The organism is Ideonella benzenivorans (genome assembly GCF_020387415.1).
In the GTDB taxonomy this organism is placed as follows: domain Bacteria; phylum Pseudomonadota; class Gammaproteobacteria; order Burkholderiales; family Burkholderiaceae_C; genus Ideonella; species Ideonella benzenivorans.
In genome coordinates, this window is the sequence record NZ_JAGWCB010000018.1 from 314,364 (window position 1) to 334,649 (window position 20,286).

Consider the following 20,286-nt stretch of genomic DNA (forward strand, 5'->3'; position numbering starts at 1 on the left):
CCCGTGAATACAGTGGAGCCATCGAGATTCAATCCCCCCTTTCGGACCCCACACCATGAAGCTCCTGCAAATCAACGGCAGCGCCCGCCGCGTCGAACAAGGCGCTATCTCCACCCTGCTGGCCAATGAGCTCAGCGCCGCGTTGCTGGCGGCCCACCCGGGCAGCCGCGCCACGGTGCGCGACTTGGCGGTGCAGCCGCACCCGATGCTGGATGAAGCCGCCCTGAGCGCCTTGTTCACGCCGGCCGAGCAGCGCAGCCCCGCCCAGGCCGCCCGCGTCACGCTGGACGATCTGGCGATCGAAGAGATCCAGGCCGCCGACACCCTGGTGCTGGGCGTGCCGATGTACAACTTCGGCATCTCCAGCCAGCTGAAGAACTGGTTCGACGCCATCGCCCGGGCCCGCGTCACCTTCCGCTACACCGCGCACGGTGCCGAAGGCCTGCTGACCGGCAAGACCGTGTATGCGGTGCTGGCCCGCGGTGGCATCCACCGCGACCAACCCAGCGACACCATCGTGCCCTACCTGCGCACCCTGCTGGACTTTCTGGGCATGACCGATGTGCACTTCATCTACGCCGAGGGCCTGGCCCTGGGCCCCGAAGCCCAGGCCAAGGCGCTGGCCGAGGCCCGCGCCGAGATCGCCCGCCTGACCACCGCCCGCTGAAAGCCGACGGCTGCCGCAGGCCGTCGCCCCATCCCCTTGCAAGGAATTGCCATGACCGCTGTCCAACACCCCCGCACCGTCGAACGCCTGGTGACCGGTGTCGCCACCCAGGATGGCGCCGGCGTCAAGCTCACCCGCGTGCTCACGCACGAACTGCAGCGCCGGCTGGACCCCTTCCTGATGCTGGACAACTTCGGCTCGGACGAGGCAGCCGACTACATCGCCGGCTTCCCCAACCATCCGCACCGCGGCTTCGAGACGGTGACCTACATGATCGCCGGCCGCATGCGCCACCGCGACTCGGCCGGCCACGAGGGCTTGCTGGAGAACGGCGGTGTGCAATGGATGACCGCCGGCCGCGGCCTGATCCACAGCGAGCTGCCCGAGCAGGAGGAAGGCCGGATGGAGGGCTTCCAGCTCTGGCTGAACCTGCCGGCCAAGGACAAGATGGTGCCGGCCTGGTACCGCGACATCCCGACCCAGGCCATCCCGGAATGGCGGGGCGAGGGCGTGACCGCACGGGTGATCGCCGGCCGCACGCACGAGGTGGTCGGCGCGATCGAGCGCGCCCACACCGAGCCGCTCTACCTGGACCTGCATCTGGCGCCAGGGGCCTCGTTCAGCCAGCCGCTGGCCCCGGTGTTCAACGCCTTCGCCTTTCCCTACCGGGGCCGGGTGACGCTGGGCGCGGAAGCCCGCGAGGTCACGGCCGGCCACATGGCCATCCTGGCCAACACCCCGGTCAGCGACGGCGTCACGCTGACCAACCCGGGGCCGGAGGAGGCCCGCGTGCTGCTGATCGCCGGCCGGCCGCTGGCTGAACCCATCGCCCAGTACGGCCCGTTCGTGATGAACACGCAGGAAGAGATCTTCCAGGCCGTGTCGGACTTTCGCGCCGGACGGCTGGGCTGAGCCCGGGCCCTGTCAGGGGCATGAAAAAAGCCACCCCGCGGGGTGGCTTTTCACGTTGGCAGCGCCGAGGCGCCCGGATCAACGGTCCTGCAGCAGCAGCGCGATCGGGCTGTTGCTCGCGTTGTCCAGGATGTACATCGTGTACACACCGGCCGACGCCAGGGAGATGCCATCGCTGGTCGTCGTGGTGTAGATGGTCGGGATCGGCGCGGCCGGGGCGGTCACACCGATCACCGCGTTCGTCACCGCCGACTTGCTGACATAGGTCGACGCGGTGCTGGACGCGTACTGGGTCGGCGCGAACTGAACGCCGCTGAACAGGGCGTTCAGGCTCACCGTCAGCGTCAGCGGATAGCTGGCATCGCTGTTGGACGCGTGGATCAGACGCATCTTGTAGTTGCCCGACGTGGTGGGCAGGCGGTTGTCGTCGGTGATCACGGTCACCTTCGCGTCGGCCACCGAGCTGCCGGTCACGACCAGCGTGGTGTCGCTGCCGGCCGCCAGCGTGAGCGAGCTGCTGCTCAGCGAGCCACCGGCCACCGTGGTGTTGACCGCATAGGTGCCCGCGGCGACCTGGATGTACGGGTTCTGCACCGCCGGCGAAGTCACGGCGGAAACGATCGGAGTCGAGCCCAAGGACAGCGTCACGCTCTGACCACTCGTCAGCGCCGAGATCACACGCACCCGGGCCTGAGTGTTGGTGTACTGGGTGGCCGCGCCTTCCTGCTTCAGCACAATCGCGCCCACCAGCACGCCACCGGTGGTCGGGGTCAGCACCAGGTTGTAGACGCCCTCGCTGTCGAAGCTGACGTTGTCCACGTCCAGCAGCACGGTGGCGTTGTCGCCCGTCGCCGTGACGCGCAGACGGTAGGTGCCGCTGGCCACGGTGCCGTATGACGAGCTGTTACCGCCGCCCACGTCCGACTGCACCGCCGTCGAGGAGGCCAGGTCGTCGGTCGAGGCGGTCAGGTACACGTCCACGGAGCCGGCGTCGGTGGCCGTGTTCAGGACGCGGAAGTACATCTTGCCGCTGTCGGCGCTGTCCTGATCCTCGGTGATCATCATCGACTTCAGGGCGCCGGCCCAGCCATAGGCCACCACGGTGTAGTGGGTGTCGCCGCTGTAGGTGCGCGAGGTGGTGGTCAGCTCGGTGCTCGAACCGGCCGAGGTCAACGCCGTCGCAAAGGAACCCGAGTCACAGTCTGCATAGCCGCTCACGCTGCCATAGGCCACGCTGCTGGACTTCTCCGAGTCATCGACGTACAGGTCCAGACTGCTGTAGCCTGGGCTGGCGTTGAGCAGGCGCACCTTGGTGCTGCCACTGTTGTTGCCGCCGCAGGCGGACAGCACGCCGGTCAGAGGAAGGCCGGCCATCAGGCCCAGCAGGGTTCTTTTCTTCATTCGAAGGTCCAGTCTGTTGCAGACAAAGTGAATCAAGGGCGCGCGGGATTGTGAGGCGGCCTGTATTGCTGGCCTGTTGCCATCTGCAAGGCGCTGGTGAACCGGCGCCCCCCACCTGGAAGCCCGCATGATATGCCGAACGTGGCGATGCCAGGCAGACCCGGGTGACGCGACAAAGTTCACGGCCCCCGCCTCGGTTCGCACGGCGCAGTGCCGCCATTTCAGGCACAGTGGAAGGCAACTCACGGGAAAAGAGAGGCAGCTGGCCGTTTTTCCCTCCATGGAGACCCCACCATGCTGATCTCACCCGTCCCTGCCGCCCCGGTCGCCCCCATCCAGTCCACCCACCCCAGCCCGCCCGCCGTCCAGGGCGTGGCCGCGGTGGAGCCGGTGCACGCCATCGGGGAAGACCAGGCCCGGCTCAGCCGCGAGCTGGACCAGGCGCTGCATGCCATGGACACCCTGCGCAGCGAGCTGGCCGCCAGCCAGGCGCGGCTGGCCGTGGCCTCGCACAGCGTCGCCCAGCAAGCCCGCCAGGTGGCCCCCACGCCCACCGACAGCGCCGACACCGATCTGGCGTCCGGCAACCAGCGCTATGCCACGCAGAGCGCGCTGAACCAGGCCCATCAGGCCCAGCACAGCGCGCTGTCCCTGACGGCCTGAAGGCCTCACCAGATGCGGATGCGGTCCGCAGGCGCCTTGTACATCCTGTCGCCCGGCTTGACGCCGAAGGCCGCCTCGAAAGCATCGTGGTTCATCACCGTGCCGTTGGCACGGAATTCCGGCGGCGAATGCGGGTCGGCCGTCAGCAGCTGCAGCTGCAGTTCATCGCGGTACTTCGAGCGCCAGGCGTGGGCGAAGCTGTAGAAGAAGCGCTGATCCCCGCTCAGGCCATTGATCACCGGCGGGGTCGCGCCGTTCAGCGACAGCTTCCAGGCCTTGTAGGCGATCTGCAGCCCGGAGAGGTCGGCGATGTTCTCGCCCAGCGTCAGCTCGCCATTGACCTTGTGGCCCGGCAGGGGCTCGTAGGCGGCGTACTGGGCCACCAGCCGGTCGCCCAGGGCCTTGAAGGCCTGGGCGTCCTCCGGGGTCCACCAGTTGTCCAGCTTGCCGTCACCGTCGTACTGCGCGCCCTGGTCATCGAAACCATGGCTGATCTCGTGGCCGATGATGGCGCCAATGGCCCCATAGTTGGCCGCATCGTCGGCGGCCATGTCGAAGAACGGCGGCTCCAGGATCGCGGCCGGGAACACGATCTCGTTCATCGCCGGGTTGTAGTAGGCGTTGACCGTCTGCGGCGACATCAGCCACTCGCTGCGGTCCACCGGCTTGCCCATCTTCGCCGCCACCCGCAGGTGCTCGAACTGGCCCGCACGCTCGGCGTTGCCCACCGGGTCACCGTCCTTGACGGTCAGGCCGCTGTAGTCGCGCCAGGTGTCGGGATAGCCGATCTTGGTCGTGTACTTGGCCAGCTTCTCGCGGGCCTTGGCCTTGGTGGCCGGGCTCATCCAGCTCAGGCCGTCGATCGAGTCGCCATAGGCCTTGAGCAGGTTGGCCACCAGCTGCTGCATCCGGGCCTTGTGGTCGGCCGGGAAGTAGCGGGCGACATACTGCTGGCCCACGGCCTCGCCCAGCGCGGCGTCCAGCGCATCGATGCCCTGCTGCCAGCGCGGCATGGGCTGTTCACGCCCCTGCAGCGCCTTGCCGCGGAAGGCAAACCGGGCATCCCGCCAGGGCTTGGACAGCAGATTGGCGTAGCTGTCCATCAGCCGGGCCTGGTAGTACAGCGACCAAGTGCGGGCCGGCACCTCACGCACCGCCTGGGCCAGCGCCTTCACATAGTCGGGCTGCGAGACGTTGAGCCGCTCCAGCGCCCCCATGTGGGCCGCCTGGAAGAAACCGGCCCAGTCCAGGCCCGGGGCCTGGGCGATCAGTTCGGCCCGGGTCCGAGGGTTCCAGGTCTTCTGCGCGTCGCGGTTGGCCACCTCGGTCCACTGGGCCTTGGCGAGCCGGGTCTCCAGCTGCATCACGTCGCGGGCGGAGCGGGCGGCATGCCGCCGGTCGCCCTGCAGGCGGAACAGGGTCTGCAGATAGGCCAGATAGGCGCCGCGGGCCTTGGCCATGCGGGCGTCCTTCGAGAAGTAGTACTCCCGGTTGGGCAGCCCCAGACCGCTCTGCCAGGTCAGCGGCAGGTTCATCTGCGGCGATTTCGGATCGGGCTGCACGTCCAGCGCCAGCGGCACCGAGGTCACGCCCTGCAGCTGCCCCATCAGGCGGGCCACATCGGCGGCGCTGCGCAGCCCCTGCGCCTGGGCCAGCAGCGGCTGCAGCGGCGTCTTGCCCGCCTTGTCCATCGCGGCCTCGTCGGTGAAGGCGCGGAAGTAGGCGGCGATCTTCTGCTCATTGCTGCCGGATCGGTACTGCCCCTTGGACAGCGCCTCGACCAGCGTGCGCACGCGGGCATCAGCCCGGTCGGCCATCTGGCTGAAGTTGCCGTAGCTGGCCTTGTCGGCCGGAATGGGGGTGTTCTTCAGCCACTCGCCGTTGGCGGCGCGAAAGAGATCGTCCTGCGGACGGACGGCCAGGTCCTCGCCGCTGCGGTCGAAGGTGGCAGCGCTGGCCGCGGCCGAAGCCGCAGTGGCCATGGAAGCGGCGGCCGTGGGGCCGGTGGCGGTGCAGGCCGGCAGCGTGCACAGCGCCAGCACGGCCAGGGAAAGGGTGGACAACTTCAGCACAGGTCGCATCCTGAACGGGTCGGTTCGTGAAAGCCCGGGGCCACGCTCATGACGCGGCCGCCGGGACGGCGAAGCCGGTCAGACTAGCACGCACCGCTTTGGTTCAATCCGCGGCGCCCCCTGCGGCCTAGGGGGTCGGCAGGTCGGCCTGCAGCAGGCTCTCCAGGCAGTGTTCGTGGATGCCGTAGAAGGCCTTGATCTCGGCGATCTGGCCCAGCACCTGGGCGCGGCGGGCCTCGTCCACCCGCGCGCCGGCCGGACGCCGCACCGCCAGGATCATCTTGTTCTTGCTGGTGTGCTCCAGCGCGACAAATTCAAACACCTGCGCGTCGTAGCCGTTGGCCTCCAGCAGCAGCGCGCGCAGGCTGTCGGTCACCATCTCGGCCTGCTGGCCCAGGTGCACGCCATGCTGCAGCATGGGCTTGAGCAGCGGCGGCAGCTGCATCTGCGGACGGATCTGTTTGTGGCAGCAGGGGGCGGTCAGGATGATGGACGCCCCCGCGCGGATGCCGGTGTGCAGCGCGAAGTCGGTGGCGGTGTCGCAGGCGTGCAGCGCCACCATCACGTCCAGGTGCTCGGGCACATGGCTGCGCACATCGCCGCAGACGAAGGACAGGCCATCCATGTGCCGCCGCAGCGCCGCCGCGCTGCACAGGTTGACCAGGTCCTCGCGCAGCTCCACCCCGGTCACCGTCGCCTGCCAGCCGCGGGCCTGGGTCAGGTGGTGGTGCATCGCGAAGGTCAGGTAGCCCTTGCCGGAGCCGAAGTCCACCACGCTGACGCGCCCTTCGCGCGGCTGCAGCTTGGCGGCCTCCAGCGCATGGTCCAGCACCTCGACGAACTTGTTGATCTGCTTCCACTTGCGCGCCATGGCCGGCACCAGGCGGTGCTGCGCATCGGTCACGCCCAGATCCTCCAGAAAGGGCAGGTCCAGGCTCAGGAAGCGATGCTTCTCGCGGTCGTGGCCGGTGGCCGCGGCTTTCGGCGCACCGGCCTGCTGCAGGGCCTTGCGCGTGACGCCGATGCGCCCGCGCTTGCTGACCATCAGCTGCCACTCCTCGGTGGTGGTGAACAGGTGGGCGTGGCTGAACTCGGTGCCCAGCATGGCCTGCACCGCAGCCAGGCCCTCGGCCTGCGGCGGGTTCTTGGTGATGTCGCGGGTGGCGTGGTGGTAGAGCAGGCTCAGGCAGGGCTGGCCGCGCAACACCAGCGGCCGGGCCGTCACCCGCACCAGGTCCGAGCCGCTGCGCCGCGGCTTGCCCAGCACCAGCTTGACGCAACGCTGCTCGGCCAGGCTGGCGGAGAGGGCGTCGAAGAAGCGGTCGCGCCGGGCCAGCTCGGCCAGCGCGTCAGGGGCATCGGACAGGGTGGAGGCGGTGTCGTCCGCAGCATCGGTACTCATAGGCGGCGATTGTCCGTCAGCGCCCCCTCAGCGGATCTGGGCCAGCAGCGTCGCCACCTCGGCCGCCGAGCGCACGCCCAGCTTGGAGAAGACCTTGGCACGGTGCACCTCCACCGTCCGCACCGAGATGTGCAGCTCGTCGGCGATGACCTTGTTGAGCCGGCCCGCGGCCACCCGCTGCATCACCTCGCGCTCGCGCTCGGACAGGCTGGCCAGCCGCGCGGCAGCCTCATCGCCCGCGGCCTGGCTGGCATGCTGGGCCGCCTCCACGGCGAGCGCCTTCTGCACCCGCTCCACCAGCGCGTCGTCGCTGAAGGGCTTCTCGACGAAGTCGAAGGCGCCCTTCTTCAGCGCCTCCACCGCCATCGGGATGTCGCCATGCCCGGTCAAGAAGATCACCGGCGCCCGGAAGCCCTGCGCCACCAGCTCGTCGTGCAGTTGCAGGCCCGACATCGGCTCCATGCGCACATCCAGCAGCACGCAGCCGCGCAGCGGGCCGGCAGCCAGCGCGCTCAGAAAACTCGGCGCGTCGGGGTAGGCGGCCGTCGCCAGGCCGTGCGACTGCAGCAGAAAGCCCAGTGCGTCGCGCACCGCCGCCTCATCGTCGACCAGGTGCACCATCGGGTGTGTCATCAGGCTCTCCAGTGTCGGCCGCCCCGGCCGTGTCCTGCCAGACCGGCAGGGAACAGGAAAATCGCGCGCCGCCCAAGGGGCTGACGCCGGCATCGAAGGCGCCGTGGTGCACCTCGATCACCGAGCGGCAGATCGCCAGCCCCATGCCCATGCCTTCGGGCTTGGTGGAATAGAACGGCGTGGTGAGCTGCTCGGCCGTGCGACCGGCCAGGCCGGGGCCGTTGTCGTCCACGTCCAGCCGCACGAAGCCGCCGGCCGTCTCCGTGCCCGAGACGATGATCTGCCGGGCCAGCCCGGGTGGCCGCTGCACCAGCTCGTCGGCGGCGTTGCGCAGCAGGTTGATCAGCACCTGCTCTATCAGCACCGGGTCGGCCTGCACCTTCGGCAGCGTGGCGGGCAGGTCCAACGACACCCGCACCTGCTGGCGCTGGAAGTCCCGCTGCAGCAGACCCACCGCCTGCTGGACGATCTCCCGCAGCACGGCCGGCTCGCGCTGCGGCGCGCGCCGGGTCAGGAACTCGCGGATGCGCCGCACGATGCGACCGGCCTCGGCCGCCTGCTCGCCCTGGCGGCGCAGGGCCTGCATCACCATCGCGTCGTCGCAACCCGCCTGCTCCAGCCGCCGCAGCACCCCGGCGTTGTAGCCGGCCACCGCGGTAAGCGGCTGGTTCAGTTGATGCGCCAGGGCCGAGGCCACCTCGCCCAACGTGGTCAGGCGCGCCTGGTGCGCCAGCGCCTCGGCCTGGTGACGTTCGCGCTCCTCCAGCCGCTTGCGGGTGGTGATGTCGATGATCGAGCCCATCCAGCCGATCTGCTGGCCGCGTGCGTCCACCAGCGGCGACTCGAACACCATCACCTCGATCCGATGGCCATCGGCGTGGCGCCACTCGGCCTCGTAGCCCTCGCGCGGGGCCAGGCCGGCCAGGCCGCGGCGGCTGCGCTGCATGGCCTCGCCGGCCGATTCGGGCGGCCAGTACGGCATGGGCGGCTTCAGGCCCAACAGCTCTTCGGCCGGCCGGCCCACCATCTCGCAGAAGGTGCGGTTCACATACAGCAGCCGGCCATCGGCGTCGCGCGCGCGCAGGCCCACCAGCGCCGAGTCCTCCATCGCGCCGCGCCAGGCCACCTCGGTGCGCCAGGCCGCCTCGGCCGCGCTGACCTGCCGCATCTGGCGCCGCAGCAGCAGCGTGGCGCCGCCGATCAGCAGCAGAAAGCCGCCCACCAGCACCAGCGGCACACCCTGCCACCAGGGCGGCGGCGCCTCGCGCTCGGTCAGCTGCAGGTACACGCCGGGCAGGCCGCCCCCCACCAGCACCCGGTAGCTGTCGCGCAAGCCCGCCGCCGCAGGCGCGCGCACCAGTCCATCGGCCGAGGCGATCACCTGGTCACTGCCGTCCACCAGCTGCACCTCGTAGCGGCGGGTCAGCCACCAGGGGGTGTCGCGCTTGAGCAGCGCGGTGGGCGAGAAGCGCACCACCACCTTCTCGCCCGCGACGTCGAAGCGGTTGGTGTCCGGCACGGCCTCGGCCAGCGCAGGGTCGACCGGTGCCACCAGGTGGGCGCTCAGGCCGTCGCGCTCATCCTCGCGGGTGGCCCGCTTCAGGTCGAACGGCGGCACCGACTGGGCCGGCAGGTGCGCCACGATGCGGTTGTCCACGTCCAGCCAGGTGACGCTCAGCCACAGGCCACGCAGCCCCGCCTCCACCTCCGGGTTGGCGGCCAGGGCCTGGCGGTTGCGGGGCATGCGCCGCAGCTGAGCGGCCAGGGCCCGCAGGTGCACCGCCTCCAGGTCCAGCCGGGCCCGCAGCTGCGCCTCTGCGCTGAGCGCGTCCGAGATCATGGTGTGGTGCGACTCCTCGCGCTCGGCCTGGCTGGTGCGGTAGGCCCACAGCACCACCCCGCTGACGAACAGCAGCGACAGCAGCAGCGGCCAGGCCCACAGCCCGCGGCGCAGAGCCGCCGGCAAGGCCGGGCGCAACAGCGCCGCGGCCGCGGGTGAGGAGGTGTCGAAAGAAGATCGCATGGGCGGTCGCAGTCTAGCCAGCGCCAGCGCCAAAACGGCCCGTCGACCGCATCCGGCCTCATGGATTACCCGCAAATCACCGCGCCCGCAGGCCGGAATGTGGAATTCCACAGTTCCACGGCCCTCCGCGCGCCCACACACTGCGCGCCGTGCGCCCCGTGCCACGCATCGCCTTGTCACAACGACTCAGGAGACAACCATGACCCGCCTCACCCGCCGCCTGGCCCTGGCCACCGCCGCCGTGTCCCTGGCCACCAGCGGCCTGCTGCTCACCCCCGCCCAGGCCCAGTCGCCCATCGTCATCAAGTTCAGCCACGTGGTGGCCAACGACACGCCCAAGGGCAAGGCCGCCGACTTCTTCGCCAAGCGCGCGGCCGAGCTGACCAAGGGCCGGGTCAAGGTCGAGGTCTATCCGAACAGCCAGCTCTACAAGGACAAGGAAGAGATGGAGGCCCTGCAGCTGGGCTCGGTGCAGATGCTGGCGCCCTCGCTGTCCAAGTTCGCCCCGCTGGGCGTGAAGGAGTTCGAGGCCTTCGACCTGCCCTTCATCTTCGACGACTACACCGACCTGCACGCCGTCACCCAGGGCCCCGTGGGTGCCAAGCTGCTCAAGAAGCTGGAAAGCCGCGGCATCACCGGCCTGGCCTACTGGGACAACGGCTTCAAGGTGATGTCGGCCAACAAGCCGCTGAAGTCCCTCGAGGACTACAAGGGCCTGAAGATGCGCATCCAGTCTTCCAAGGTGCTGGACGCGCAGATGCGCGCCATCGGCGCCCTGCCCCAGGTGCTGGCCTTCTCCGAGACCTACCAGGCCCTGCAGACCGGCGTGGTGGACGGCACCGAGAACCCACCGTCCAACCTCTACACCCAGAAGATGCACGAGGTGCAGAAGCACCTGTCCGTGACCAACCACGGCTACCTGGGCTACGCCGTCGTCGTGAACAAGAAGTTCTGGGACGGCCTGCCCGCCGACCTCCGCGCCCAGCTGACCCAGGCCATGGCCGAGGCCACCAAGGTGGCCAACGACAGCGCCTTCAAGGACAACCAGGATGCGCTGGCCAAAGTCAAAGCCTCGGGCAAGACGACCATCTACGAACCCAGCAAGGGCGATCGCTTCCTGCTGAAGAAGGCCATGTTCCCGGTGCACAAGCAGATGGCCTCGCGCATCGGCGACGAGACCCTCCAGGACATCTACAAGGCCACCCACTTCGATCCCACCAAGATGTGATCGTGGCGGGCCCCGTGCCTGCCCTTCCCCCGCTTTGTCCAAGGAGAGCCCCCCATGAAATGGCTCGATCACCTGGAAGAGTGGCTGATTGCGACCTTCATGGGCGCCGCCACCCTCATCACCTTCATCGCCGTGCTGCACCGTTACCTGGTGGGCTTTGAGTCTCCGCTGCAGGACTGGCTGCTGAGCCTGAACTTCGCCTGGACGCAGGAGGCCACCATCTACCTCTTCGTCTGGATGGCCAAGTTCGGCGCCGCCTACGGCGTGCGCACCGGCATCCACGTCGGCGTGGATGTGCTGATCAACCGCCTGCAGCCCCGGCACCGCCGCAAGGCCGTGCTGTTCGGTCTGCTGGCCGGCGCCTTCTTCACCGGCGCGGTGGCCACCATGGGCGGCCGCTTCGTCTGGGAGAACGGCGCCCACTACGCCTTCGCCAGCGCGCTGGGCATGGACGTCTCCCAAATGATCGAAGGCCCCACCACCCCCGATCTGGAATGGCCCACCTGGATCATCTACTGCGCCATCCCGCTGGGCTCCTCGCTGATGTGCTTCCGCTTCCTGCAAGTGGCCTGGGGCTACCTGCGCACCGGTGAGCTGCCGCACCACGACCACGGCTACGTGGAAGGCCTGGACGACGAGACCGAGCAAGCCAAGGCCTGAGGGACCCACCATGAGCGGCATCATCATCTTTTCCCTGCTGCTGGTCTTGATGCTGACCGGCATGCCCATCTCCATCGCGCTGGGCCTCACCGTCCTGACCTTCATCTTCGGGTTCACGCAGGTGCCCGTCGAGTCGGTGGCGCTCAAGCTGTTCACCGGCATCGAGAAGTTCGAGATCATGGCGATCCCGTTCTTCATCCTGGCCGGCAACTTCCTCACCCACGGCGGGGTCGCGCGGCGGATGATCAACTTCGCCACCAGCATGGTGGGCCACTGGCACGGGGGCCTGGGGCTGGCCGGTGTGGTGGCCTGCGCGCTGTTCGCCGCGGTGTCGGGCTCCTCACCCGCCACCGTGGTGGCCATCGGCTCCATCCTGCTGCCCGCCATGACCAAGGCCGGCTTCCCGAACAAGTTCGGCGCCGGCATCATCACCACCTCCGGCGCGCTGGGCATCCTGATCCCGCCGTCGATCGTGATGGTGATGTACTCGGTCTCCACCAACACCTCGGTGGGCGCGCTGTTCATGGCCGGCGTCATCCCCGGCCTGCTGCTGGCCTTCCTGCTGGGCCTGACGGCCTGGTGGCGAGCCCGCAAGTTCGACTACCCGCGCATGAAGAAGGCCACGCTGGGCGAGCGCTGGAAGGCCTTCCGTGAATCGGTCTGGGGCCTGCTGCTGATCGTCATCGTGATGGGCGGCATCTACACCGGTCTGTTCACACCGACCGAGGCCGCCGCGATGAGCGCCGTCTACGCCTTCATCATCGCCGTGTTCGTCTACAAGGACATGGGCCTGAAGGACGTGCCGCGCGTGCTGCTGAGCTCGGCCAACATGAGCGCGATGCTGCTCTACATCATCACCAACGCGGTGCTGTTCAGCTTCGTGCTCGCCAACGAGAACATCCCGCAGCAGCTGGCCGACTGGCTTGTGGGCATGGGCCTGGGCCCGATCGCCTTCCTGCTGGTGGTCAACGTGCTGCTGCTGGTGGCGGGCAACTTCATGGAGCCCTCGTCCATCGTGCTGATCATGGCGCCCATCCTGTTCCCGGTGGCCATGAAGCTGGGCATCGACCCGGTGCACTTCGGCATCCTGATCGTGGTGAACATGGAGGTGGGCATGTGCCACCCGCCGGTGGGCCTGAACCTGTACGTGGCCTCGGGCATCACCAAGATGGGCATCACCGAGCTGACCGTGGCCGTCTGGCCCTGGCTGCTCACCATGCTGGGCTTCCTGATGCTGGTGACCTACTGGCCCACCCTGTCGCTGGCCTTGCCACAGGCGCTGGGCATGGTGGCGGGCGGCTGATCGCCCCACGGGTCCAGCGCCACCGCGGCCTGGGCCCATTGCGCGTTGACGGTCCACGGCATGCTGGCTCCCTGGGCCCGTCTCAGGGCAGATCGGTCTCGGGCCGGTCGCGCGGCACCAGCACGAGGTAGGCCGGCACCGGCTGGCCGGCCAGCGGCTTGACCATCACCCGCAGCAGGTTGGTCCGGTCGCTGGACAGGATGTGCTCCCGCAAACGGACCGGCGCAAAGCCACGCCCGGCCCAGAAATGCTCGGCCCGGGTGTTGCCCACCACGACGCCCAGGCGCATCCACTGCGCGCCGCCCTGCACCGCCCAGTCCTCCAGGGCCTGGTAGAGGGCGCGGGCCAGACCGCTGCCGTGCAGCCCGGTGGCCAGCAGGAACAGGGCCACATGCCAGACACCGGGCGCCATCATGTCGCGCACGACGATGGTCACCCCCACCAGCGTGCCATCCGGGCCGAACAGGCCTAGGCATTCCTGGTCGCGGTAGGGCATCTCGGGCGGCGGCCGGTCGTCGAAGGCCTCCTGGGCCTCGCCGGGCCAGGCTGGGCGGCCGCTGACGACCTCGAAGTACAGCGGGTTGGCGTCGTAGAGGGCCTGCAGCAGCGGTACCTCGTCGGCGCGCAAGGGACGGGCATGGTGACCCCGGGCCTGGAAACGCCATTCCGGCGCCAGGCCGGTCAAAGCATCCGGCAGAGTCATCCCGCCATGCTACGCCCCAGCCTCGGGCAGACGGGCGTAGAGGCACAGGTTGCGCAGCGAGCCATCCGGGCCCCGTTGCGCGTGGCGTTGGATGCCTTCCAGCAGAAACCCGCTGCGCTCGGCCACCCGTCGCGAACGGACATTGGCCTCGTCGGCAACCAACTCCACCCGCTGCATGAACAGCTGGCGGAAAGCCAGCTCGGTGACGGCCCGGACCGCCTCGGTGATCAGGCCCCGGCCGGTGTCGCCGGTGCGGCACCAGTAGCCCACCTCGATCTTGGGCACCAGCCATTCGGGCCGGTGCAAACCAGCAAGGCCCACCAGGCGCCTGCTGGCCCGCTCGATCAGCAGGAAAGGGAAATCCTTGCGCAGCAGGACCTGGGCCTGGCTTTGGCGGCAGAACAGTTCGGAAGCCTGGACCGTGGGCTCGGCCGCCACCCACGGCAGCAGGCCCATGAAGCGGCGCAGTTCAACGATGGACTCGGCCAGCGCCTCGTGGACCGCCCCCCCATCCCCGGCCTGCGGTGTGCGCAGCAACAGCCGCTCGGTCTCGATCGTGCTGGGCAGATCCAGCCGCAGGGGATGGAATGGCATGGTCATCGCACTTCAGCAAGGCCATCGCGCGCACAGCGCGTGGGGGTGACCATTGTGCGTGAGACGACAACGCCCACCCCCTGCCCCAGCTCAGGCCGCAATGCGTTTGGCGATCGCCCGCTCCAGCCACTGCGGCCCGCCGCCCGACAGCCGGAACAGCCAGCGGGCCATGCCGCCCACCGGCCAGTGCACCCGGCCCCGGCCACGGGCCTGGGCGGTGCGCCAGACCTGCTCGGCCACGTCCTCGGCGGTCAGCCGCACGCCCAGGCGGCGAATGCTCTGCGCGTCCATGTCCTGCACCATCGCGGTCTGCACGAACAGCGGCATCAGGTCCTGCACGCGGATGCCGTCCTTCTCCCACTCGATGCTCAGTGCCTCGGTCAGCCCGCGCACCGCGAACTTGCTGGCCGAGTAGGTGGCCAGCGAGGCTTGGCCGTAGATCGCCGCGGTGGAGCACAGGTTGATGACCTGCGCGCCCGGCGTGGCCGCCAGCAGCGGGTGGGCCAGCCAGCAGCCGTTGAGCACCCCGGTGACATTCACGTCGACCACCGCGTGGTGCTTTTCCAGCGGCGACTGGGCGAAGGGGCCGGAGATCAGGATGCCGGCGTTGTTGACCAGCAGGTCCAGGCGGCCGAAGCGTTCGCGCACGGTGGCCAGGGCCGCCGTCCACTGGGCCGGCTCGGTCACGTCCAGGGGCAGGCCCAGGCAGCGCGTCTCGCCCAGGCCGCGCACCAGATCGGCCAGGCCGGTGGCGTCGATGTCCCCGGCGATGACGAACCAGCCCTCGCGGGCAAAACGGCGGGCGGTGGCGCGGCCGATGCCGGTGGCGGCACCGGTGATCAGGACGCAGCGGCTTGGGGTGTCGTCGGCCATGGGGCGGGGGCTCCTTCAGAAGCGGTCGGGGTCGCAAGAGTGGCTGAGGCCGCGGCCCGGGCCATGAAGCGCTGGCTGGCCTGGCCCAGGGCCTGCACCGCGGCGGCAGCCGAGGCCAGGTAGCCCGCCTGCAGCTGGAACACATGCCAGCGCCGGGCGTGCACCTCCAGCTGCGCCGGCAGGCCGCAGGCCTGGGCGTGGCGGGCCAGGGCCAGCGCGTGGCCGCGCAGGATCTCCTCCTCACCCACCTGGATGAACAGCGGCGGCAGGCCGGCCAGGTCCTGGCTCAGCGGCTGGTGCTCCGGCGCGTCGGCCGGCGCGGCGTACCAGCGCAGGGCCTGGGTGAGCCAGCCCGGGCGCAGCATGGGGTCGCGCTGGGCGGGGTCGGTGGAGCCGCCCTCGGTGCGCAGGTCCGTCACCGGCGAGAGCAGCAGCAGCCCGGCCGCCGGGGCCTCGCCCAAGGCCTTGAGCCGCAGGGCCAGCGCCAGGGCCAGCGCACCACCGGCCGAATCGCCCGCGATGACGATGCGCCCGGCCGGCAGGCCGCGGGCCCGCAGCGCCCGCCACACCGCCAGCGCGTCGTCCAGCCCCGCGGGGTAAGGGTGCTCGGGCGCCAGCCGGTAGTCCACCACCCAGACGGGGCATTGCGCGGCCGGGGCCAGGCGGCTGCTCAGGCTGCGGTGGGTGGCCGGGCCGCCCAGGCAGAAGGCGCCGCCGTGCAGGTAGAGGATGGCGCCGTCGGCGGCCTCGCTGCGGCCGGGCGGGCTGAGGACTTCCACCGGGACGGCGCCGACGCGTTCCTGGCGCCGCTGCACGCCGCCGCCGGCGAACATGGTGAGCGTCAGCACCCGCGCCACCGCGCGCTGCAGCGGCGCGTTCAGCGGCGGGCCCACCAGCAGGCGGAAGCTGTGGCGCAGCAGGCTGCGCAGGCCGGCGGCCACCACGGCCTCGCTGCGGCTGGCGGGCTCGCGCAGCTCCACCGCACCGGGCAGGCCGGGGGCCTCGGCCAGCGGCCGGCTCAGGCGGTAGGCCGACAGCGAGGACCAGCGTGTCCAGGCCCGGAAGCTCAGCGTGAAGCCGGGCCAGTTGGTGGGGTTGTGGCCGCGGGCGTCGATGTACCAGCTGCGGCAGCCGTTCCACACCGTGGCCGTCAGCCGGCGCTGCACCCAGCGGTTGAAGCGGCCGAAGCGGCCGGGGTCCACCTCCAGCGCGGTGGCGCCGGCCTGCTGCATCGCCCGCCGGCAGCGCATCACATGGGCGATCTGGCTCTCCAGCATGTAGACGATGGAGTTGTGGCCCAGGTTGGTGTTGGGCCCGTAGAGCGTGAACAGGTTGGGAAAGCCCGGCACCGTCAGGCCCAGGTAGGCGGCCGCGCCCTCGCGCCAGGCTTCGTCCAGCGTGCGGCCGTCACGGCCGGTGATGCGCATGGGCGCCAGGAACTCGGTGGCCGCGAAGCCGGTGCCGTAGACCAGCACGTCGGCCGGGTGCAGCCGCCCGTCCACCGTCTCCACCCCCGCGGGCGTGATGCGGCGGATGCCCTCGGTCACCAGGGCCACGTTGGGCCGGGCCATGGTGGCCAGGTAGGTGGAAGACAGCAGGATGCGCTTGCAGCCGATGGGGTAGTCGGGCGTCAGGCGCTGGCGCAGCGCGGCGTCGGGCACCTGGCGCTTCAGCAAGCGCTGGAAGGGCCCACCCACCGCCCAGCGCATCAGGCCCTTGAAGCGGGTGAAGGCCAGGGCCTGGGATTCGTAGTGCAGGTAGATGCCCAGGCGGCGCAGCCGCATGCGCCAGGGCTGGCGCCGCATGGCGCTCTGCTCGGCCGCGCTGTAGGGGCGGTCCGGCCGCGGCAGCACATAGGCGGCCGAGCGCTGGAACACGCTGAGCTGGCTCACCCGCGGCGCGATGGCCGGCACGAACTGGATGGCCGAGGCACCGGTGCCGATCACCGCCACCCGCTGGCCTTCCAGCGCCACGCCATGGTCCCATTGCGCGGAGTGGAAGCGCGGGCCGGCGAAGTCCGCCAGGCCGGGGATGTTCGGCAGGGCCGGGCGGCTGAGCTGGCCCACGGCGGTGATCAGCTGGCGGGCCTGCAGGCGCTCGCCATCGGCCAGCGTCACCGTCCAGCCCTGGGCGGCATCGTCCCAGGCGGCCTCGCGCACCTCGGTGTGCAGGCGCAGGTGGCGGCGCAGGTCGTACTTGTCGGCGCAGTGGCGCAGGTAGTCCAGGATCTCGGGCTGGGTGGCGAAGCTGCGCGACCAGTCGGGCTTGGGCTCGAAGGAGAAGGAGTAGAGGTGCGAGGGCACGTCGCAGGCGGCGCCGGGGTAGGCGTTGTCGCGCCAGACGCCGCCCACGTCGCCGCCCTTCTCCAGGATCAGGAAGCGGGTCTCGCCGGCCTGGCGCAGCGCCACGGCCATGCCCAGCCCGGCAAAGCCGCTGCCGATGATCAGGGCGTCCAGCATCTCGGTGTTCGTGTCGGCCATCGTCTGCCTCAACCCAGGCGCTGCAGCAGGCCCAGCAGGCGCTCGAAGGTGGCGCCGTAGGGCGGGCGGAACAGCGCGGTGCCGGCCCAGCGCGACTGGTGGAACACGGGCTTCAACTTGCTGAAGGTGTTGAAGCCCCACTCGCCGTGGTAGGCCCCCATGCCGCTGGCGCCCACGCCGCCGAAGGGCTGGTGCTCCTGGCCCAGGTGCCACAGGCAGTCGTTGACGGTGACGCCGCCGGAGATCGTCTCGCGCAGCACCCGGTCGCGGTGGGCCGTGTCGCGGCCGAACCAGTACAGGGCCAGCGGCCGGTCGCCTTGCTGGACGTGGCCGATGGCCGCGTCCAGCGAGGGCACTTCCAGGATGGGCAGCACCGGGCCGAAGATCTCCTCGCGCATCAGACGCGCGCCCGCCGGCGGGTTGAGCACCAAGGTCGGCGCGATCTTGCGCGTGCCCTGCTCCAGCGACTCGTGGGCCGGGTTGACCTGCATGATGGTGGCACCCAGGCCGGCGGCCTCGGCCACCATGTCGCGCAGCCGGGCGTGGTGCCGCGGGCTGACGATGGCGGTGTAGTCGGGGTTGTCGCGCAGCGTCGGGTACATGCGCTCGGCCGCGCGGGCGATGCGCCGCGCCAGGGCCTCGCCCTGGCCGGTGGGCACCAGCACGTAGTCGGGCGCCACGCAGGTCTGGCCGGCGTTGAGCAGCTTGCCGTAGGCGATGCGCTGGGCCGCCTCGTCCAGGTCGGCGGAGCTGTCGATGATGGCCGGCGACTTGCCCCCCAGCTCCAGCGTCACCGGCGTCAGGTTGGCGGCGGCGGCCTGGGCCACCAGCCGGCCCACCGGGGTCGAGCCGGTGAAGAACAGGTGGTCGAAGGGCAGGTGGCTGAAGGCCTGGCCCACGCTGGCGTCGCCGGTCACCACGCTCATCTCATCGGGCGCGAAGGCCTCGGCCACCGCGTGCGCCAGCAGGGCCGAGAAGGCCGGGGTCAGCTCCGAAGGCTTGATCAGCACCCGGTTGCCCGCGGCCAGCGCCGCCAGCGCCGGGCCCAGCGAGAGCTGCAGCGGGTAGTTCCAGGGCGCCACCACGCCCACCACGCCCAGCGGCTGGGGCAGCAGGCGGTTGCGCCCGGGCAGGAAGTGCAGCTGGGTGGGCACGCGCCGCTCGCGCATCCAGCCCTTCAGATGGCGCAGCGCATGGCGCAGGCCGGCGCGCACCACGAAGGCCTCGGCCAGCCGGGTCTCGTGCGGGCTGCGGCCGCTGAAGTCGGCGCTGATGGCCTGCACCAGGGCCGCTTCGTGGCGGTCCAGCAGCGCCCCCAGGCGCTGCAGCCGGTCGCGCCGCTCGGCCAGCGTCGGAAAGGGCTGGCGGCCAAAGGCCTGGCGCTGGGCCTCGAAACGGTCCACCAGGGGGGAGGGCGGGGTCTGCTGCACGGCGTTGTCTCCACGTTGAACCGGCGCCGGGCGGCCGGACCCGGCTCCCGCACGAACGTTCGATGCACGGCCGCGATGATGCCGAGCCCACGGCGCGGCCCCCAGGGCGTCAGAGGCCGTTCACTTTATGATTTGGGCCAATTGATGGCCTCTCAGGGAAAGTCGGGAGGCCCGGGACGGACACCGCGCGATGAACAACGTCTGGGATTTCCACCGCAGCCCGGCCAGTGTGGCGCTGATGCTGGCCTATGGCCGCGAACAGGGCCTTGCGCCCGCGACGCTGCTGGCCGGCAGCCGGCTGACCGAGGCCCAGCTGGTCGATCCGAACACCCTGCTCTCGGCCGCCCAGGAACTGGCGGTGGTGAGCCAGCTGCTGCGGGCCCTGGGCCACCCGCCCGGGCTGGGCCTGGCGGTCGGCGCGCGTTACCACTTCTCGCACTACGGCCTGTGGGGTTACGGCCTGATCACCTGCGCCACCGCGGGCGACGCGCTGGCGCTGGCGCTGCGCTTCCTGCCGCTCAGCCACGCCTTCACCACCATCGCCTACCGCGAGGAGGGCCCGCTGGGCGTGCTGAGTTTCGGCGCGCCCGACGTGGCCCCGGGCCTGCAGCGCTTTCTGGTCGAGCGCGACCTGGCCGGCGCGGCGGTGCTGCTGCAGGAGGTGGCCGGCGCCGACGTACCGCTGGCCTGGCTGCGCCTGCAGGCTCCACGCCCGGCCACCCGCGGTCGCCCCGCCCCGGCGCTGGACCGCCCGGTGGCCGGCGCGGTGCCGCAATGGGGCGCACCCGACACCAGCCTGGCCTTCGACCGCCGGCTGCTGACGCGGCCCCTGCCGCAGGCCAACGCGCTGACGCTGGCGCAGTGCGAGCAGCTCTGCGCCCAGCTGCTGGAGCAGCGCCGCGCCCGGCTGGGCACCGCGCAGCAGGTGCGCCAGCAGCTGGCCCACCGTGGCGCCGCCCCGGCCCACCGCACCCTGGGCGCGCTGGCCCGCCAGCTGCACCTGAGCGAGCGCACCTTGAAGCGCCGCCTGCAGGCCGAGGGCACGTCCCTGCGGGCGCTGCAGGCCCAGGCCCGTCAGGCCCAGGCCCTGGCCCTGCTGGCCGACGCCCGGCTCAGCCTGGGCGAGGTGGCCGACCGCCTGGGCTTTGCCGACCTCTCCAGCTTTTCCCAGGCCTTCAAGCGCTGGCAGGGGGTGTCGCCGCGGGCGTACCGCCTTCAGCGCGACGGCTGAGGCCCTGCGCC

17 protein-coding genes are annotated in these 20,286 nt (G+C 70.6%); 7 read left to right on the forward strand and 10 right to left on the reverse strand.

Going from position 1 to position 20,286, the window contains the following annotated elements; genetic code table 11:
* The first annotated feature begins 55 nt into the window (after nucleotides 1-55).
* Nucleotides 56-667 (forward strand): FMN-dependent NADH-azoreductase, encoded by a 612-nt coding sequence (locus tag KGA65_RS17855; RefSeq protein WP_225864472.1) that lies wholly within the window; start codon nucleotides 56-58, stop codon nucleotides 665-667.
* 51 nt (nucleotides 668-718) lie between these two features.
* Entirely contained in the window at nucleotides 719-1,579 is an 861-nt protein-coding gene (locus KGA65_RS17860) for a pirin family protein (protein ID WP_225864473.1), read from the forward strand.
* 78 nt (nucleotides 1,580-1,657) lie between these two features.
* Here KGA65_RS17860 and KGA65_RS17865 read toward each other — a convergent pair whose 3' ends face one another.
* Nucleotides 1,658-2,980: a DUF4397 domain-containing protein gene (locus tag KGA65_RS17865; RefSeq protein ID WP_225864474.1), complete on the reverse strand. Its 1,323-nt coding sequence runs from the start codon at nucleotides 2,978-2,980 to the stop codon at nucleotides 1,658-1,660.
* Nucleotides 2,981-3,274: 294 nt separating this feature from the next.
* Here KGA65_RS17865 and KGA65_RS17870 point away from each other — a divergent pair, with 294 nt between their 5' ends.
* Entirely contained in the window at nucleotides 3,275-3,643 is a 369-nt protein-coding gene (locus KGA65_RS17870) for a flagellin (protein WP_225864475.1), read from the forward strand.
* Between the two features lie 5 nt (nucleotides 3,644-3,648).
* Here KGA65_RS17870 and KGA65_RS17875 read toward each other — a convergent pair whose 3' ends face one another.
* The 4 genes from KGA65_RS17875 to KGA65_RS17890 all read right to left on the reverse strand — a co-directional run bounded on the left by KGA65_RS17875 (nucleotide 3,649) and on the right by KGA65_RS17890 (nucleotide 9,773).
* Nucleotides 3,649-5,715, reverse strand: a complete 2,067-nt coding sequence (locus KGA65_RS17875) for a M13 family metallopeptidase (RefSeq protein WP_445666958.1) — start codon at nucleotides 5,713-5,715, stop codon at nucleotides 3,649-3,651.
* Between the two features lie 127 nt (nucleotides 5,716-5,842).
* Nucleotides 5,843-7,117 (reverse strand): class I SAM-dependent methyltransferase, encoded by a 1,275-nt coding sequence (locus KGA65_RS17880; RefSeq protein ID WP_225864477.1) that lies wholly within the window; start codon nucleotides 7,115-7,117, stop codon nucleotides 5,843-5,845.
* A gap of 27 nt (nucleotides 7,118-7,144) precedes the next feature.
* Nucleotides 7,145-7,738, reverse strand: a complete 594-nt coding sequence (locus tag KGA65_RS17885) for a response regulator transcription factor (protein WP_225864639.1) — start codon at nucleotides 7,736-7,738, stop codon at nucleotides 7,145-7,147.
* Nucleotides 7,716-9,773, reverse strand: a complete 2,058-nt coding sequence (locus KGA65_RS17890; RefSeq protein WP_225864478.1) for a sensor histidine kinase — start codon at nucleotides 9,771-9,773, stop codon at nucleotides 7,716-7,718. Before KGA65_RS17890 ends, KGA65_RS17885 begins: the two co-directional genes overlap by 23 nt.
* Before the next feature lie 199 nt (nucleotides 9,774-9,972).
* Here KGA65_RS17890 and KGA65_RS17895 point away from each other — a divergent pair, with 199 nt between their 5' ends.
* Genes KGA65_RS17895 through KGA65_RS17905 form a run of 3 tightly spaced genes read left to right on the forward strand, consistent with a single transcriptional unit; the run spans nucleotide 9,973 to nucleotide 12,964 of the window.
* The gene (locus KGA65_RS17895) at nucleotides 9,973-11,001 is read left to right on the forward strand and encodes a TRAP transporter substrate-binding protein (RefSeq protein ID WP_225864479.1); all 1,029 of its coding nucleotides are present in this window, start codon (nucleotides 9,973-9,975) and stop codon (nucleotides 10,999-11,001) included.
* 54 nt (nucleotides 11,002-11,055) lie between these two features.
* Nucleotides 11,056-11,661: a TRAP transporter small permease gene (locus KGA65_RS17900; RefSeq protein ID WP_225864480.1), complete on the forward strand. Its 606-nt coding sequence runs from the start codon at nucleotides 11,056-11,058 to the stop codon at nucleotides 11,659-11,661.
* Between the two features lie 10 nt (nucleotides 11,662-11,671).
* Nucleotides 11,672-12,964: a TRAP transporter large permease gene (locus KGA65_RS17905; RefSeq protein WP_225864481.1), complete on the forward strand. Its 1,293-nt coding sequence runs from the start codon at nucleotides 11,672-11,674 to the stop codon at nucleotides 12,962-12,964.
* An 82-nt stretch (nucleotides 12,965-13,046) separates the two neighbouring features.
* On the opposite strand, the gene KGA65_RS17910 is transcribed toward KGA65_RS17905, so the two are convergent.
* The 5 genes from KGA65_RS17910 to KGA65_RS17930 form a co-directional block, all read right to left on the reverse strand.
* Complete coding sequence (locus KGA65_RS17910; protein ID WP_225864482.1) at nucleotides 13,047-13,667, reverse strand: GNAT family N-acetyltransferase; 621 nt, start codon at nucleotides 13,665-13,667, stop codon at nucleotides 13,047-13,049.
* A 9-nt stretch (nucleotides 13,668-13,676) separates the two neighbouring features.
* Complete coding sequence (locus tag KGA65_RS17915) at nucleotides 13,677-14,261, reverse strand: GNAT family N-acetyltransferase (RefSeq protein ID WP_225864483.1); 585 nt, start codon at nucleotides 14,259-14,261, stop codon at nucleotides 13,677-13,679.
* A 90-nt stretch (nucleotides 14,262-14,351) separates the two neighbouring features.
* Entirely contained in the window at nucleotides 14,352-15,134 is a 783-nt protein-coding gene (locus tag KGA65_RS17920) for an SDR family oxidoreductase (RefSeq protein WP_225864484.1), read from the reverse strand.
* Complete coding sequence (locus KGA65_RS17925; RefSeq protein WP_225864485.1) at nucleotides 15,101-17,614, reverse strand: flavin-containing monooxygenase; 2,514 nt, start codon at nucleotides 17,612-17,614, stop codon at nucleotides 15,101-15,103. The genes KGA65_RS17920 and KGA65_RS17925 overlap by 34 nt, the downstream gene beginning before the upstream one ends.
* 8 nt (nucleotides 17,615-17,622) lie before the next feature.
* Nucleotides 17,623-19,044 carry a coniferyl aldehyde dehydrogenase gene (locus KGA65_RS17930; protein WP_225864486.1) on the reverse strand — a complete coding sequence of 474 codons (1,422 nt, stop codon included), beginning with the start codon at nucleotides 19,042-19,044 and terminating at the stop codon, nucleotides 17,623-17,625.
* 190 nt (nucleotides 19,045-19,234) lie between these two features.
* Between KGA65_RS17930 and KGA65_RS17935 the strand changes: the two genes are divergently transcribed.
* A complete protein-coding gene (locus KGA65_RS17935) occupies nucleotides 19,235-20,275 on the forward strand; it encodes an AraC family transcriptional regulator (protein ID WP_225864487.1) in 1,041 nt (346 codons plus the stop codon).
* Nucleotides 20,276-20,286: the final 11 nt, after the last annotated feature.